Source organism: Streptomyces nogalater, assembly GCF_039532885.1.
Lineage (GTDB): Bacteria > Actinomycetota > Actinomycetes > Streptomycetales > Streptomycetaceae > Streptomyces > Streptomyces nogalater.
Genome location: NZ_BAAASM010000057.1, coordinates 34,341 through 48,589, shown reverse-complemented (window position 1 = coordinate 48,589; position 14,249 = coordinate 34,341). Strand labels below are relative to the sequence as shown.

Here is a 14,249-nt window from a genome sequence, read left to right as displayed (position 1 = left end):
GCGGGCGGTGAACGGGGCGGGGGCGCCCGCGGGGGTCTCCGTCAGTCGCCCGGCCTGATCACCGCCCGCACACAGCCGTCGCTCCTGGCCTTGACCATCTCGTAGGCGCGCGGCGCCTCGTCCAGGGGCACGGTGTGGGTCGCCAGGTGGGCCGTGCCCGGCTCCCCGGCCGCCGGCCGGTCCAGCAGCATGGGGATGTAACGCCGACCGTGCTGCTGGGCGCCCCGTACGGTCCTTCGGCTTCACCCCTGGACCACGCACTCAGCCGGCTGTCGCGGCCAGCGCTTCCCCTGCCTGGCGGACACGCCACTCCTCGATGCTCTCCTGCTGCCGCCGGGCTCGTTCGAGCAGGGTGTCGAGCCGGGCGAGGTCCAGGCGTTCGTCGGCGGCGCCGAGCCGGCGCAGGGTCTGCCAGCAGGCCGTCTTTCCCTCCACGCCCAGCCGCAGGGCTTCCAGGTCCAGCAGGATGCCGAGCGGCGAGGGCCGTACCAGGCGGCCGTTGGGCTTCAGCCGTCCCAGCTTCTCGGCCGTCCAGCCCGCGCAGACCTTGTAACGGCGCACGGGAACGCCGAGGTCCCGCATGATGTCCAGCAGCGCCGTCCGGTCCTGGGCGATCTCGGCGGCTACGGGCTCCATCGCGCGGCCGAGCGCCGAACCCCGGGCGGTGCGCGCCAGGCGAGCGGCGCGTTGGGTGCCGGCGGCGGCACCGGCGAGGTGGTCGTTGAGATAGATGCCGAGCAGCTTCGTGCCGGCAGTCCGTCCGGTGGGACGGTGCCGGGTCGCACCAGAGGACGGAGGGGTGTTCGTCATCTGCGGCCTCCTTCGGTTGCCGGGGGGTCCCGTGGGTGAGCGACGGATCATCGCGGAGCAGCTCGTCGTCGGTCTGCGGCACCGTCTTCCGTCCTCGGGTCGGTCCAGGCCGTCCCGGGTACCGCGATAGCGCCCCGCGATGTGCGGGTCGGCCGGCCTGTGACACTCCCGCGCCGGCGGGTCACCCCTCGTACCCGCCGCCTGCCGGATCCGGGCACGGACGCGTGGGGCGTTGTACCGCATCAGGGACGCGGTGCTCACGGGCGGGGGCGGACGCGGTACCACCGTGGGCGCGCGTCGCCGCCGCGGCGTCCGGCCACGGAGGCGCAGCGGCGGCACACCCGTCGCACCCGGTCGGCCGCGCCGCCGGATTCCGGGAAGGTCTCCGGCCAGCCGACGTGCGGGAAGCGCGCGAGGCGCGAGCGGCTGAGGGACAGTCCGCACACGGTCTCGTTCCGGCCCGGCTCCCAGGCGTGGACCTCGCCGGCGGGCAGCCTGCGGCGGCCGTCCTCCTCGTCGGTCCACTGCCCGGAGGCGGCGACGGCGTACCGCTTCCCGCTCTTCACCCGCTGGTCCACTCCGTGAGAGGGCTGCTCTCGGTCACCTCGGCACCGTCCTCCACCCGGGTGCTGCGCCACGGTCCGGCCGGCACGCCCGCTCAGGTCGGGCGGCCCGCCCCTGGCGAGTGCCGTCAAAGCCGCTTTCTCACACGCGGCCTGCCGGCCCCGGCCCCGACCGGCACCCGCACGGGACAGACCGCGCTTGGGGCCACAGGGATCCGTCTTCCGTGGGGGCTTCCCGGCGCCGGCCCGGCCGCCGCCGATGACACACCCGGGTCCGTCTGGGGCAGGAACAGCCCCGGGTTCACCATGCCGGCGGTGCCAGGGCTGCGCGAACCGGCCGGTGAAGTCGCAGCCGACTAAGAATCCGCCGGACCAGGTGTACATCTCGTGGCGCGGGAGCAGAGAGAGCGCGTCGGGAGCCCGGCGGCCAAGCCCGGTGGCGCGTCGGCGTCCGGGCAGCGTGCCACCGAGCGTCGGCCACCGGCGTCTGTCAGGGGCCCGGGGGGCCGCATCGTGTCACTCCTCGGCCGGGCGGGGCAGGCGGGACCCGACCCGCGCGGCCGTCTCGCGCAGCCAGATGTGGGCCGCGTCATGAGTGTGCACCGGGTGCCACCACAGCGCTTCCCGCAGCGGCACCGCCTCGTACGGCGGTTCCACCACCCGCACGGCGGCGATCGGCGCCAGCAGCCGAGCCAGCCGTGCCTGGATCAAGGCGATGCGCCGGGTGCCGGCGACCAGCAGCGGCAGGAGCTGGAAGTTGTCGACGGAGACCTCGACGCGCGGCTCGATGCCGAGCATGCCCAACTGGCGCACGGCGGGCGCGTCGTAGGTGCGCTGGTACGTCACCCACGGCCGCCGGGCCAGGTCGCGCCGGGTGAGCCGGTCCTCGACGCCGGGATGGTCCCGCGACACGAGGAACACCCAGCGGTCGTCGTAGAGGTCGGTGGCGGGGAAACCGCTGATCACGCCGTGCGGCATGAGCAGGCCGTCGGTGGCGCTCAGCAGGGTCGCGGTGTCGTCGACGACGGTCGGCGGGGTCTGGGTGAAGCGGAGCCTGATGCCGGGGGCCTCCTCGTGCACCACGCGGGCGAGTTCGGTGCCGAAGACGGCGACGGCGTAGTCGGACGCCACCAGTCTGAACTCCCGGTTCTCCCGGGCCGGGTCGAAGTCGGCCTGGCTGGAGAAGAGGCGTTCGAGCACGTCGTAGGCGGTGGAGGTGCGGTCCAGGAGCACCTGGCCGAGCGCGGTCAGCTCGTAGTGGCCGCCGACGCGGGCGAGCAGGTCGTCGTCGAAGTGCCGGCGCAGCCGGGCCAGGGCCGCGCTCATCGCGGGCTGGCTCAGTCCGACCCGCTGCCCGGCCCGGGTGACGTTCCGCTCCTCCAGCAGGGCGCGCAGGGCGACGACGAGGTTGAGATCGAGACGGGCCAGGTTCACGGAGGGGTCCCTTGCGGTAGGGCGACGAGCGGGGGAAATAAACCGCGTGGATGCCAGCCATCCACAGAATCTATTTCCCTGATCACGGGCAGCGGGTCCAGATTAGTCCCACCGCAATCAGGAGGACACGTCCGTGAAACCCGAATCCTCGTCCGCGCTCTTCGCGGGGCCGTTCGCCCTCGCCACCCTCTCGGCCCCGGACGGGCCGGCCTTCCCCGCCCTCGTCACCCCCGACGGCCAAGCCCTCGATCTGCGGGGCGTCTTCGGCGACGAACGGCTGACCACGCTGGACGTGCTCGACCGCTGGGAGACGGCCCTGCCGCGGCTGCGCGCGGTCGCGGCCGACACCGGCCAGGCCCGCACGGCCGTCGCCGAACTGCGCGTGCACGCGCCGGTGGCGCCGCGGCAGGTGTTCCAGTCGGGCGCGAACTACCGGCAGCACGTCATCGACCTGCACGTCGCCCACCGCGCTCCCGGCGACGACCGGCCGGTAAGCGAACGGCGCGCGGAGGCCGCGGAGATCATGGACCGGCGGGCCGCGGAGGACCTGCCGTACGTCTTCATCGGCCTGCCCACCTCGATCACCGGCCCGTACGACGACGTCGTCCTGCCCGCCTGGGCAAAGCAGCCCGACTGGGAACTGGAGCTGGCGGTCGTGATCGGCAGGCCGGCCTACCGGGTCCCGGTGGAGGAAGCGCCGCAGTACATCGCCGGCTACACCATCGCCAACGACCTGACCGACCGGGCCACCGTCTTCCGCCGGGACATGCCGCAGATCGGCACCGACTGGCTGCGCAGCAAGAACGCGCCCGGCTTCACCCCGCTCGGCCCGTGGATCGTGCCGGCCGAGTCGATCGCCGACCCGGACGACCTGCGCGTCACGCTCACACTCAACGGCGAGACCATGCAGGACGAGTCCACCAAGGACATGATCTTCAAGGTCGCGCGGATGGTGTCGTACGTCTCCCGGACCGCGCGCCTGCTCCCCGGCGACCTGGTGCTGACCGGTTCACCGGCCGGCAACGGCATGCACTGGGGCCGGCTGCTGCGCGACGGCGATGTCATGGAGGGCACGGTCACGGGGCTCGGCGTCCAGCGCACCCGGTGTGTGGCGGAGGGCGCCGAGTGAACCGCCACGACCCGGAGGGCGAGATCGCCGCGGCCGCCAAGGCGTGCTCCAACTGGGGACGCTGGGGCGCGGACGACGTCCTTGGCACCCTCAACTTCCTGGACGAGGACAAGCGCCGTGAGGGCGCGGCCCTGGTGCGGCGGGGCGTCAGCTTCTCGCTGTCCCAGCGGTTCGACATGAACGGCCCGCAGAAGGGCTGGCGGCGGCGCACCAACCCGGTGCACACCATGCTGGACACCGGCACCGACGCGGCCCTCGGCAACCAGGGGTTCCCGCACGGCATCGGCGGCGCCGACGACGTGATCGCGATGCCGCTCCAGTGCTCGACACAGTGGGACGGGCTCGGCCACATCTTCGACCACGGCAAGGCGTGGAACGGGCGGGACGCCGAGAAGGTCGTCACCTCCGACGGTGACCTCGTCACCGGGATCGAGCACATGGCGCCGCATGTCGCGGGCCGGGGTGTGCTGCTGGACGTCGGCCGGGTGATCGGCGACGACGGGGAGCTGCCCGACGGGTTCGCGATCACCGAGGAGCACCTGACGGCGACGGCCGAGGCGCACGGGGTAGCCGTCGGCCGGGGTGACATCGTGCTGGTCCGCACCGGGCAGCTGGCGCGGGCCCGCCGCGACGGCTGGGGCGACTACGCCGGCGGCCCCGCGCCCGGTCTGTCGTTCACCACGGCCGGCTGGCTGCACGCGACCGAGATCGCCGCGATCGCCACGGACACCTGGGGCTTCGAGGTCCGCCCGAACGAGTTCGAGCACGCCTTCCAGCCGCTGCACCAGGTCGCCATCCCCCATATCGGGCTGCTGATCGGCGAGATGTGGGATCTGGAGGCGCTGGCCGAGGACTGCGCGGCCGACGGCGTGCACGCGTTCTGGCTCACCGCCGCGCCTCTTCCCATCACCGGCGCGGTCGGCTCCCCCGTCAACCCGATCGCCGTCAAGTAACGAACGGAACAAGGGAGTTCCCTTATGAGCACAGCCCGCACGGTCCTGGTGATCGGCGGTGGCGCCGCAGGCAACGCCGCGACGGTCCTCCTGCGCCGAGCCGGCCTCACGGTGGATCTCATCGAGGCCAAGGACGACTGGAACGCCACCGCCGGCTCCGGCATCACCCTCCAGGGCAACGCCCTGCGCGTCCTGCGTGAACTCAGTGTCTGGGAGCGGGTGGAGGCGTCCGGCTTCGCCTTCGACTCGGTCGGCATCACCGCCCCCGACGGCACCGTCCTGCACATCGCCCGGGACCAGCGCACGGGCGGCGACGACCTGCCCGCCGCCGTCGGCATGCAGCGCCCGCAGCTCCAGCGGATCCTGAGCGACGCCGTACGGGCCAGCGGCGCCACCGTACGGCTCGGCACGACCGCCGAGATCCTCGGCCAGGACGCCGACGGGGTCTCGGTACGGTTCTCCGACGGCGGCGAGGGCCGGTACGACCTGGTCATCGCCGCCGACGGCCTCGGTTCCGCCACCCGCGCGGCGATCGGCATCACCGACAAGCCCGAGCCGACCGGCATGGCCATCTGGCGTGTCGCCGCCCCGCGCCCGGCCGGAGTGATCCGCACCGACCTCGCCTACGGCGGCCCGGCCTACATCGCCGGGTACTGCCCCACCAGCGACACCACCCTCTACGCGTACGTCGTCGAGGCCAACCGCGACCGCGCCTCCATCCCGCCGGAGACCTACGCCGACGAGATGCGCCGCCTCGCCCGTGCCTACGGGGGCCACTGGCCGGAGATCACCGCACACATCACCGACCCGGCGAAGGTCAACTACACCTGGTTCGACCGGCTGCTGGTCGAGGGCTCCTGGCACCGCGGCCGCGTGGTGCTGATCGGCGACGCCGCGCACTGCTGCCCGCCCACGCTGGCGCAGGGCGCGGCCCTGTCCCTGGAGGACGCACTCGTGCTCGCCCGGCTGCTGACCGCCTCGGACACCTGGGACGACGCCCTCTTCCAGGCGTACTACGAGCGGCGCGTGGCCCGCGTCCGCCCGGTCGTGGAGGCGTCCGTGCGGATCGGGCAGTGGCAGCTCGACGGCGTCCGCGACGCGGATGTTCCCGGCCTGATGGGCCGCACGATGACGATGCTGAGGGAGCTGCCGTGAGCAGGACCCCCACCGTGGACGTCCACGCCCATGTGCTGCTCCCCGAGGTCGAGGCGCTGGTGGCCGGCCGGCCGGGGCTGGCGGAGGCGAAGGCGCTGGACGCCCGGCGCAACGGTCCGGCGGCCCTCGCCGTGAGCGGGCCCATGGTGCGCGAGCGCATCCCGAAGCTGACCGACCCCGCCGTGCGGCTGGCCGCGATGGACGCCCAGGGCGTGGACGTCCAGTTGGTCAGCCCCTCGCCCTCGCACTACCACTACTGGGCGGACGAGGAGACGGCGAAGAAGGTGTACCGGCTCGCCAACGAGGCGACGGCGGCCCACTGTTCGGCCGCCCCGGACCGGCTGCGCGGGCTCGGCCTCGTGCCGCTCCAGCATCCCGGACACATGGTCCGCGCCCTCGATCACGCCCTGGCGCAGGGCCTGTCGGGTGTGGAGATCTCCAGCCACGCACCCGGACGGGAACTCTCCGACCCGGCGTACGAGCCCTTCTGGAGCCGGGCCGGGGAAACGGGGGCGATCGTCTTCCTGCACCCCTTCGGCTGCACGCTCGACGAGCGGCTCGACCGGTGGTACCTGTCCAACACCGTGGGCCAGCCGGTGGAGAACGCCGTCGCGCTCTCCCACCTGATCTTCTCCGGCGTCCTGGACCGGCACCCGGGCCTCAAGCTGATCGCCGCGCACGGCGGTGGCTACCTGCCCACCCACATCGGCCGCTCCGACCACGCCTGGTCGGCCCGCTCCGACGCCGGGACCGCCTGCGCCCACCTGCCCAGCAGCTACCTCAAGCGCCTGTACTTCGACTCTCTCGTCCACGACCCGCACGTGCTGCGGGAGCTGGTCCGGGTCGCGGGCGCGGACCGGGTGCTGCTCGGCTCCGACTTCCCCTTCGACATGGGCACGGAGGACCCCGTCGGCGCACTGCGCGCGGCCGGTCTGGCCGACGCCGACTTCCACGCCGTACGCGGCGGCAACGCCGCCGCACTCCTTCGGAAGGACTGACACCATGCGTCTGCTCACCCATCTGCGGCACGTCGACCTCGCCGTGCCCGACTACGACAAGCAGCTCGACTTCTACGCGGGCGTCTGGGGCCTGACCAAGGTCGCCGAGGACTCCGGAATCTCCTTCCTGGCCGCCGAGGGCTCCCCGGAGCAGTACGTGGTGCGGCTGCGCAAGGCCGAGGAGAAGCGCCTCGACCTGGTCTCCTACGGCGCCGCTTCCGCCGCCGACGTGGACACGCTCGCCGAGCGGCTCATCGCCGGCGGCGTGCGGTTGATCACCCAGCCGGGCAAGCTGGACACCCCCGGCGGCGGTTACGGCTTCCGTTTCTTCGACATCGACGGCCGCACCATCGAGGTCTCCGCCGACGTCGGGGTACGGCAGCACCGCAGGATCGCGGAGAAGGAGTCGATCCCGGTCAAGCTGAGCCATGTCGTCCTCAACTCCCCCGACCTGAACCGCACCCGGGAGTGGTACGAGACCCACCTCGGCTTCCGCCTCTCCGACACGCTCAGCTCCCCGCACATGGGCGAGGTCATGCACTTCATGCGGATCTCCAACCAGCACCACTCGATGGCGCTGGCCAAGGGCCCGCACACCTCCCTGCACCACATCTCCTTCGAGATGCGCGGCATCGACGAGTACATGCGCGGCTCCGGCCGCGTGATCCGCGCCGGGTTCAAGAAGATCTGGGGGCCCGGCCGGCACATGGCCGGCGACAACACCTTCACCTACTTCCTCGACCCGCACGGCAACACCGTCGAGTACACGACGGAACTGGAGTGCCTGGACGAGGACACCTGGCACCCGCACGTCTACGACTTCTCGCAGCCCGAGGTCACCGACCAGTGGGGCACGGCCAACCCGATGAACGAATTCGTCGCCAAGGAGTCGTTCAACGACCCCGACCGCGGCGTCTTCGTCGCCCCGCCGGTCTGATCCCACCCCCTCGCTCCCGGGGGCGCGGCCGGCCCTGCCACCTGCCCTGACCCGGTCCCGCCGGGCCCCCGGGCTCCCCCGCCAGGAGCCGCACCATGCGTTTCGCCACCTACGAACACCATCACCGCCGCCGCGTGGCCGTCGTGGAGGACGACGGCACCCTGCTGCCGCTGCCCGGCGTCACCTCGCTCACCGGCCTGCTGCGGGAGTCCGGCGGTCTGCCCGGCCTGCTCGCCGCGGGTGCGGCGGCGCTCGACGTGCCGCCCGGCCCGCATCTGTCGGAGGTCCGGCTGCTGCCGCCGCTCCGGCCCGCCGCCGTCCGGGACTTCGTCACCTTCGAGGAGCACGTCGAGGGCGTACGGCGCTCGGTGGACGGCGCCGCCGGCGTACCCGAGCAGTGGTACGCCGCGCCGACCTTCTACTTCACCAACCCGCACGCCGTGTACGGCCCGTACGACGACATCCCCGTCCCGCCCGGGTCGAGTGCGCTGGACTTCGAACTCGAGGTGGCCGCCGTCATCGGCCGCGAGGGCCGCGACCTCACCCCCGGGCAGGCCCGTGACCACATCGTCGGCTACACGGTCTTCAACGACTGGTCGGCCAGGGATGTGCAGTCCGCCGAGATGAACGTCGGCCTCGGACCCTGCAAGGGCAAGGACACGGCGACCACCCTCGGCCCCTGGCTGGTCACCGCGGACGAACTGGAGCCGTACCGGGACACCGACGGATTCCTGCGCCTGGCGCTCACCGCGGAGGTCAACGGCGAGCGGGTCGGCACGGACCTGCTGTCCAACATGAGCTGGACCTTCGAGGAGATGGCCGCCTACGCCTCGCGCGGTACGCGGGTGGTGCCCGGGGACGTCCTGGGTTCCGGCACCTGCGGCAACGGTGGCTGCCTCGCCGAGCTGTGGGGCGTGCGCGGCGAGCGGACGCCACCGCCGCTGAAGCCCGGTGACACCGTCACCCTCACCGCGGAAGGGATCGGCAGCGTGTCCAACACCGTCGTGCCCGGCGCGGACCCGGTGCCGCTGCCCGCCGGCCGGCGCCGGTCCCGGGAGCGGCCGTGAGCGCCCCGCACGCCGGGCGGCTGCAGGGCAAGGTGGTCGTGGTCACCGGTGCGGCACGCGGCCAGGGCGCCGCCGAGGCGGAGGCGCTGGCCCGGGAGGGCGCGCGGGTGATCGGCACCGACGTACGGCCGGAAGGCGGCTGCCGCCGCCTCGACGTGACCAGCGAGCAGGACTGGGCCGACCTCGCCGCCGAGCTGAGGGAGTCGTACGGGCAGGTGCACGGCCTGGTCAACAACGCGGGCGTCACCTGGCGCGCCCGTGTCGGCGCGGTACGGGCCGAGGACTTCGACCGGGTGCACGCGGTCAACGTCACCGGTCCGCTGCTGGGCATCCAGCACCTCGTGCCGCTGATGCCGTCGGGCTCCTCGATCGTCAACGTCGGCTCCTCGGCGGCCCTCACGGCCCACTACCCGGTGGCCTACACCGCCAGCAAGTGGGGGCTGCGGGGGCTGTCCAGGACGGCCGCGCTGGAACTCGGGCCGCGCGGCATCCGCGTCAACACCATCCACCCCGGCTACATCGAGACCGCGATGACCGCCTCCGCCGCCCCCGCCTTCCACGAGGCCAACATCCGCGAGACCCCGCTCGGCCGCACCGGAACCGTCGGCGAGGTGGCCCCGCTGGTGGTATTCCTGCTGTCGGACGAGTCGTCGTTCATCACCGGCGCCGAGATCCCGGTCGACGGCGGCCTGACCGCGCACGGCGGGGTCAAGTCGGTCTCGGACGCGCTGCGCGAGGGGGCCTCGTAGAGCGGCCGGGGGAAAGGCCGCCGCCGGTCTTCGGCACGGCCCCCGGTCGGGGCCGTGCCGCCGCGGTGCGGTGCGCCGCCGGGGGCACGCTCGTGATCGGCGGCGAGCGGTGCGTCCACCGCGCCGGCGCGTACCCGCCCGGCGTCATGCCGGGCCCGTGCTCCCGTTCAGCGACCGGAGCAGGGCATGCTGGCGGCGGACCTGGTCGCGGCCTCGGTAGGGCTCGCGACGGCCCTCGTACTCGCTGGAGAGCCAGCCCTGCCAGCCGGCCGTGCGCAGGGTGGCGAGGATGTCGTGCCAGGGGATGTGCAGGTCGGTGAGCCGGTCGTCGATCTCGAAGAACTTCGCCTGGATGAAGTGCACGTACGGCAGGACGTCGGCAAGGTCGGACATGGGGACGGCCAGGGGTTCCAGGAACGCGGGGCGCTTCTTGCCCTCGAAGCCCTCGTGGCCGTCGTCGACCGGTGCCGTCTGGAAGATGCCGGTGTCGATGAGCAGCTTGAAGTGGTCGCTGCCGGTCCGGTCGATGAAGTCGAGGTACGCCTGCGTGACCGGGTGCCTGATCGGGGTGGGGCTGTGGATCTCGGGGCAGATGACGATGCCGAGGTCGGCCGCGAGGCCGAGGACCCGCTCCACGGCGGGCTGCCAGACGGGGTGCGGGTCGAGCTCCGGGGTGACGACGCCGAACTTGGGGCGGATCGAGGTGAAGCCGAGCAGCTTGGCCAGCCGCAGGTCGCGTTCGAGCTGTGCGCGGCCCTCCTCGGCGGTGAGGTCGCGGTCGCGCCACATGGCGGTGTCGACCCAGGAGCCGTAGTTCGTCGGCGTGAGGCCGTACCGGTCCAGGTTCCGGTGCCAGGTGTCGATCCAGTCCGGGTCGGGGTGCGGATAGCCGGGGATGTTGCCTTCGCCGAGGATCTCGATGCCGGTGGCGCCCAGGTCGGCGATGTCGGCCATGGCGTCCTGGAGCGTCATCGACGTGTACAGGTCGCCCGAGTAGCTGTAGAGGGAGACGCCGTAGCGCAGCCCGTGGGGGGTGCCCTCCCGGCCGGGCACGATCGTGGCCGTGGTGGCGGAGCGGAACACGGAGGGCCCGGCGACCTCGGGGATGTAGGGCCGGCGCAGGTGGACCGCGGCCTCGATCCGGTGGACGCCCGCGCTCAGGCCTCCCGGGTGGTCGACGGTGAGCGTGGCGGTCTCGTCGAGTTGCCAGCGTACGTCCGTGGAAGCGCGCAGTTCGTCGAGCGTGAACGTGCGGCCCTGCAGGGTCCAGCGCTGTGCTTCGCGTGGGAACGGGTGTCCGTCGACGATCACGTCCGCGCCGTCGACGAGACTGCCGGCGATGCCTCGGTAGTTGGGGTTGCGCAGGAGGAGCTGGAAGCCCGTGACACCGGTGTCGTCGGCCGTGTTGCGGAATCCGCGCTGCTGGATGATCGGGCGTTCGAGCATGGTCGTCCTTCGTGACTGGATGCGGGGGAGGGGGAAACCGGGGGCGGGCGGCGGGGTCAGCGCTCGCGGTCTTCGAGGCCGTAGAGGGCCATGCAGGCCGCCTGCGCCAGGCAGAGCAGGGCGGGCAGTCCGATGAAGGCCCACTCGATGGCCTGGCTCGCCCGCGCGGAGACGTGTTCGGCGCGGTATCCGCCCCAGGCCAGGGCCCAGGCGAAGAGGGAGCCGCCGAGGGCCGTGCCCACCTTGGTGGCGAAGCTGTAGCCGGCGTACAGCAGGCCCTCGTCCCGACGGCCGGTGAGGGTCTCGTGGTGGTCGATCGTGTCCGAGACGAGCGCCGGGGCCGCGACGAAGCCGAACCCGCCGGTCAGGTTGGCGAACAGGAAGACGGCGAGGAACACCATCGGCTGTCCGTCCAGGAAGAAGAGGAGGACGTACAGGGCCGCGGTGACGGCGAGGCCGCTGTCGATGCCGCGGCGCTTGCCGGCGCGGCGCAGGAACCAGGGGGTGACAAGGGAGCCGGCCAGGGCCGACAGGGAGAACGCGAGCAGGATGTAGCTGGTGGCCCAGGCGTCGTCGAGGACCTCGCGGGCGTAGAAGACGGCGCCGGCGGTGATGATGCCCAGGCGGACGAACGCGATCAGGGACGCGGCGCTCACGCCCAGCCAGTGGCGGTTGCCGCGCAGCGACGCCAGTGCGCGCCAGGTGGTGGCCGCGCGGGCGGCCGGTGCGGCGGGGCGTTCGCGGCACAGCACGGCGACGATCCAGTAGAGCAGCGTGCCGACCGTGCCGAGGATGATGGCCATGCCCGTGAAGCCGCGTCCCCGGTCGGCGCCGCCCAGCGCGCCGACGAGCGGCATGACGGCGAGGGAGACGGCGATGAGCCCCAGCGAGGCGCCGACGAACCGGTAGCCGCTCATCTTCAGGCGGGTGCCGGCGTCGTCGGTGAGCATGGGCAGCATCGCGCCGTAGGGGACGTTGACCAGCGAGTGGCTGATGCCGACGACGACGAAGGTGAGCGCCGCCCAGACCACCGCCGCGGTGCCGCCGCCGGGCGAGGAGAAGGCCAGGGCGAAAGCGATGCCGAGGACGGGCGCGGCGAAGATCAGGTAGGGGCGGGCGCGGCCGAAGCGGCTGCGGGTGCGGTCGACGACCAGGCCGACCACCGGGTCGATGACCGCGTCCGCGATCCGGCCGACCAGCAGGATGGTGCCGGCGGTGGTGGCGGCCAGGCCGGCGACGTCCGTGTAGTAGTACAGCAGGAACACCGTCAGCGTGGTCCACGTCAGGTTGGACGCCAGGTCACCGAGCCCGTAGCCGAGCTGGGCCGCCTTGGCCGGCACGGCCGGCCGAGCGGAGGTTTCCGGGGTCACCGCGGGGGCGGGAGGGGGCACGGCACTCATCGTCGAGTCCCTTCGGGAGGCAGAGGGCACGCCGCCACGACGCGCAGAAGGCGGGGGACTGTGGGCGGCTGCCGGGGGCCGCGGCGGATCTCGTCCGGAGTCCGCTCGCTGTCGACGGAACTTATGCACGCGGCAGACATAAGTCAATGGTTTCTTGCCTCCCCTCCGCACGCCATCACCACCATCGATGAGGAAGGCCAAGGCATCGCGTCCCGGCGGACATCCCCGAGCGCGCGTGGCAGGCCTCGACGCCTCAGGCCCCGCCGACGAGCCGGGCCGGCTCCACCGCGGAGGGCCTTCCGGCCGGCGCCCAGGCGGCGAGCGCGTCCGCGGACAGCAGGGTCTCCACGGCGAGATGGGCCCCGCCGACGACGCCCGCGGTGTCGCCCGCCACCGAGGCCCGGATGGTCAGGTCCGCCGCGGCCAGCGGCAGGGCCCGGCTGCGCACGGTGTGGTCGACGACGCGGAGGAAGGTGTCCCCGCCGGTGACCGCGCCTCCGCCGAAGACCAGGCAGTCGGGGTTGTAGAAGTTCACGAGCGCGGCCATCAGGCTGCCGATGCGCTCGGCGGCCCGCGCCACGGCGGTCAGGCACCAGGCGTCCCCCGCGACGACACCGCGCCCGATGTCGGCCGGGGTGATCTCGCCGGTGGCGCGGTGGATCTCGGCCAGGAAGCGGCTGCGGCCCTCGTGTACGGCGCTCACCGCGTCGCGGGCCAGCGCCCAGCCGCCGGCGAGCGCCTCCAGGCAGCCGGTACGTCCGCACCGGCACATCACGGAGTTGTCCTCCAGGACCCGGGCGTGCCCGATGTCGCCCGCGGCGCCCTTGCTGCCGCGGTGGACGCGGCCCCGGCTGACGACCCCCGCGCCGATGCCGGTGCCGGCCTTCACGAAGATCAGGTGCCGGTCGTCGTCCAGGCCGGTGCTCCTGGCCTCGCCGAGGGCGAGCAGATTGGCGTCGTTGTCGACCCAGACCGGCACGCCGTGACGGTCCTGCAGCCGGCCGCGGATGTCGAACCCGTCCCAGCCGGGCATGATCGGCGGCTGCGAAGGCCGGCCGGTGGCGAACTCCACGGGGCCGGGGACGCCGATCACCACGGCCCACAGCCGTCCCGGGTCCCGCTCCTTGAGCAGGTCGGCGAACTGGTCGTCGAGGAAGCCGAGGGTCTCCTCGGGGCCTCGGGCGACGGGCCATTGCAGGTGGCGGTGGGCCAGTACGCTGGCGTCGAGGTCCGTGACGGCCACGTCGAGCGCGGCGGCGCCGAGGACGGCGGACAGCACGAGCCCCTCCTCGGCCCTGAAGCGCAGCCGCCTGGGCGCCCGGCCGCCGCTCGACGGACCGGTGTCGGCGTCCTCCAGCAGCCCCAGATCCATCGCCTCCTCCACCCGCTGGGAGATGACGGTGCGCCCCAGGAGCGCGGTCGCGCCGAGCTCCGGGCGGGTGCGCGCCCGGTTGCGCCGTACCAGGCGCACGACGATGGAGAGAGCCTCGTACTGATCGATGGCGGTGGGCGGGCGACGTGACATGCCGCCATCATTTCGCACTTCTGCCGTGGTGGAGCACACTCTTGACGACTTTTGCATGCTGCGTGCAATAGTGGTCCGGATCA

At 72.9% G+C, this 14,249-nt stretch carries 14 protein-coding genes; 7 read left to right on the top strand and 7 right to left on the bottom strand.

Going from position 1 to position 14,249, the window contains the following annotated elements; translation table 11 throughout:
- Window positions 1-41: 41 nt before the first annotated feature.
- From ABD350_RS31170 to ABD350_RS31155, 4 genes are all read right to left on the bottom strand, one after another.
- On the bottom strand, window positions 42-191 hold the full coding sequence (locus ABD350_RS31170; protein ID WP_344352279.1) for a hypothetical protein: 150 nt from the start codon (window positions 189-191) through the stop codon (window positions 42-44).
- A gap of 70 nt (window positions 192-261) precedes the next feature.
- Window positions 262-810, bottom strand: a complete 549-nt coding sequence (locus ABD350_RS31165; protein ID WP_344352278.1) for a hypothetical protein — start codon at window positions 808-810, stop codon at window positions 262-264.
- A gap of 257 nt (window positions 811-1,067) precedes the next feature.
- Window positions 1,068-1,376, bottom strand: a complete 309-nt coding sequence (locus tag ABD350_RS31160; RefSeq protein ID WP_344352277.1) for a hypothetical protein — start codon at window positions 1,374-1,376, stop codon at window positions 1,068-1,070.
- 513 nt (window positions 1,377-1,889) lie between these two features.
- A complete protein-coding gene (locus ABD350_RS31155; RefSeq protein ID WP_344352276.1) occupies window positions 1,890-2,807 on the bottom strand; it encodes a LysR family transcriptional regulator in 918 nt (305 codons plus the stop codon).
- A gap of 133 nt (window positions 2,808-2,940) precedes the next feature.
- On the opposite strand from ABD350_RS31155, the gene ABD350_RS31150 reads away from it, so the two are divergent.
- The 7 genes from ABD350_RS31150 to ABD350_RS31120 all read left to right on the top strand — a co-directional run bounded on the left by ABD350_RS31150 (window position 2,941) and on the right by ABD350_RS31120 (window position 9,795).
- Entirely contained in the window at window positions 2,941-3,936 is a 996-nt protein-coding gene (locus ABD350_RS31150; RefSeq protein WP_344352275.1) for a fumarylacetoacetate hydrolase family protein, read from the top strand.
- Window positions 3,933-4,889 (top strand): cyclase family protein, encoded by a 957-nt coding sequence (locus tag ABD350_RS31145; RefSeq protein WP_344352274.1) that lies wholly within the window; start codon window positions 3,933-3,935, stop codon window positions 4,887-4,889. Before ABD350_RS31150 ends, ABD350_RS31145 begins: the two co-directional genes overlap by 4 nt.
- Window positions 4,890-4,913: 24 nt before the next feature.
- Complete coding sequence (locus ABD350_RS31140; RefSeq protein WP_344352273.1) at window positions 4,914-6,044, top strand: FAD-dependent oxidoreductase; 1,131 nt, start codon at window positions 4,914-4,916, stop codon at window positions 6,042-6,044.
- Complete coding sequence (locus ABD350_RS31135; protein WP_344352272.1) at window positions 6,041-7,042, top strand: amidohydrolase family protein; 1,002 nt, start codon at window positions 6,041-6,043, stop codon at window positions 7,040-7,042. The genes ABD350_RS31140 and ABD350_RS31135 overlap by 4 nt, the downstream gene beginning before the upstream one ends.
- Before the next feature lie 4 nt (window positions 7,043-7,046).
- A complete protein-coding gene (locus ABD350_RS31130; protein ID WP_344352271.1) occupies window positions 7,047-7,979 on the top strand; it encodes a VOC family protein in 933 nt (310 codons plus the stop codon).
- 95 nt (window positions 7,980-8,074) lie between these two features.
- Window positions 8,075-9,046 carry a fumarylacetoacetate hydrolase family protein gene (locus ABD350_RS31125; RefSeq protein WP_344352270.1) on the top strand — a complete coding sequence of 324 codons (972 nt, stop codon included), beginning with the start codon at window positions 8,075-8,077 and terminating at the stop codon, window positions 9,044-9,046.
- Window positions 9,043-9,795 (top strand): SDR family NAD(P)-dependent oxidoreductase, encoded by a 753-nt coding sequence (locus tag ABD350_RS31120; RefSeq protein WP_344352269.1) that lies wholly within the window; start codon window positions 9,043-9,045, stop codon window positions 9,793-9,795. Before ABD350_RS31125 ends, ABD350_RS31120 begins: the two co-directional genes overlap by 4 nt.
- Before the next feature lie 144 nt (window positions 9,796-9,939).
- Here the strand turns inward: ABD350_RS31120 and ABD350_RS31115 are convergent, their stop codons facing one another.
- From ABD350_RS31115 to ABD350_RS31105, 3 genes are all read right to left on the bottom strand, one after another.
- On the bottom strand, window positions 9,940-11,241 hold the full coding sequence (locus tag ABD350_RS31115; protein WP_344352268.1) for a C-glycoside deglycosidase beta subunit domain-containing protein: 1,302 nt from the start codon (window positions 11,239-11,241) through the stop codon (window positions 9,940-9,942).
- A gap of 56 nt (window positions 11,242-11,297) precedes the next feature.
- Window positions 11,298-12,632, bottom strand: coding sequence for an MFS transporter (locus tag ABD350_RS31110; RefSeq protein ID WP_344352267.1), 1,335 nt, complete (start codon window positions 12,630-12,632; stop codon window positions 11,298-11,300).
- A gap of 262 nt (window positions 12,633-12,894) precedes the next feature.
- A complete protein-coding gene (locus ABD350_RS31105) occupies window positions 12,895-14,166 on the bottom strand; it encodes an ROK family protein (protein WP_344352266.1) in 1,272 nt (423 codons plus the stop codon).
- Between the last annotated feature and the right edge of the window lie 83 nt (window positions 14,167-14,249).

Bases quoted from the DNA above. Each gene is read 5' to 3' on its own strand.
- ABD350_RS31170 (WP_344352279.1), bottom strand. From the start codon at position 191: ATGCTGCTGGACCGGCCGGCGGCCGGGGAGCCGGGCACGGCCCACCTG.
- ABD350_RS31165 (WP_344352278.1), bottom strand. From the start codon at position 810: ATGACGAACACCCCTCCGTCCTCTGGTGCGACCCGGCACCGTCCCACC.
- ABD350_RS31140 (WP_344352273.1), top strand. From the start codon at position 4,914: ATGAGCACAGCCCGCACGGTCCTGGTGATCGGCGGTGGCGCCGCAGGC.
- ABD350_RS31130 (WP_344352271.1), top strand. From the start codon at position 7,047: ATGCGTCTGCTCACCCATCTGCGGCACGTCGACCTCGCCGTGCCCGAC.
- ABD350_RS31125 (WP_344352270.1), top strand. From the start codon at position 8,075: ATGCGTTTCGCCACCTACGAACACCATCACCGCCGCCGCGTGGCCGTC.
- ABD350_RS31115 (WP_344352268.1), bottom strand. From the start codon at position 11,241: ATGCTCGAACGCCCGATCATCCAGCAGCGCGGATTCCGCAACACGGCC.
- ABD350_RS31105 (WP_344352266.1), bottom strand. From the start codon at position 14,166: ATGTCACGTCGCCCGCCCACCGCCATCGATCAGTACGAGGCTCTCTCC.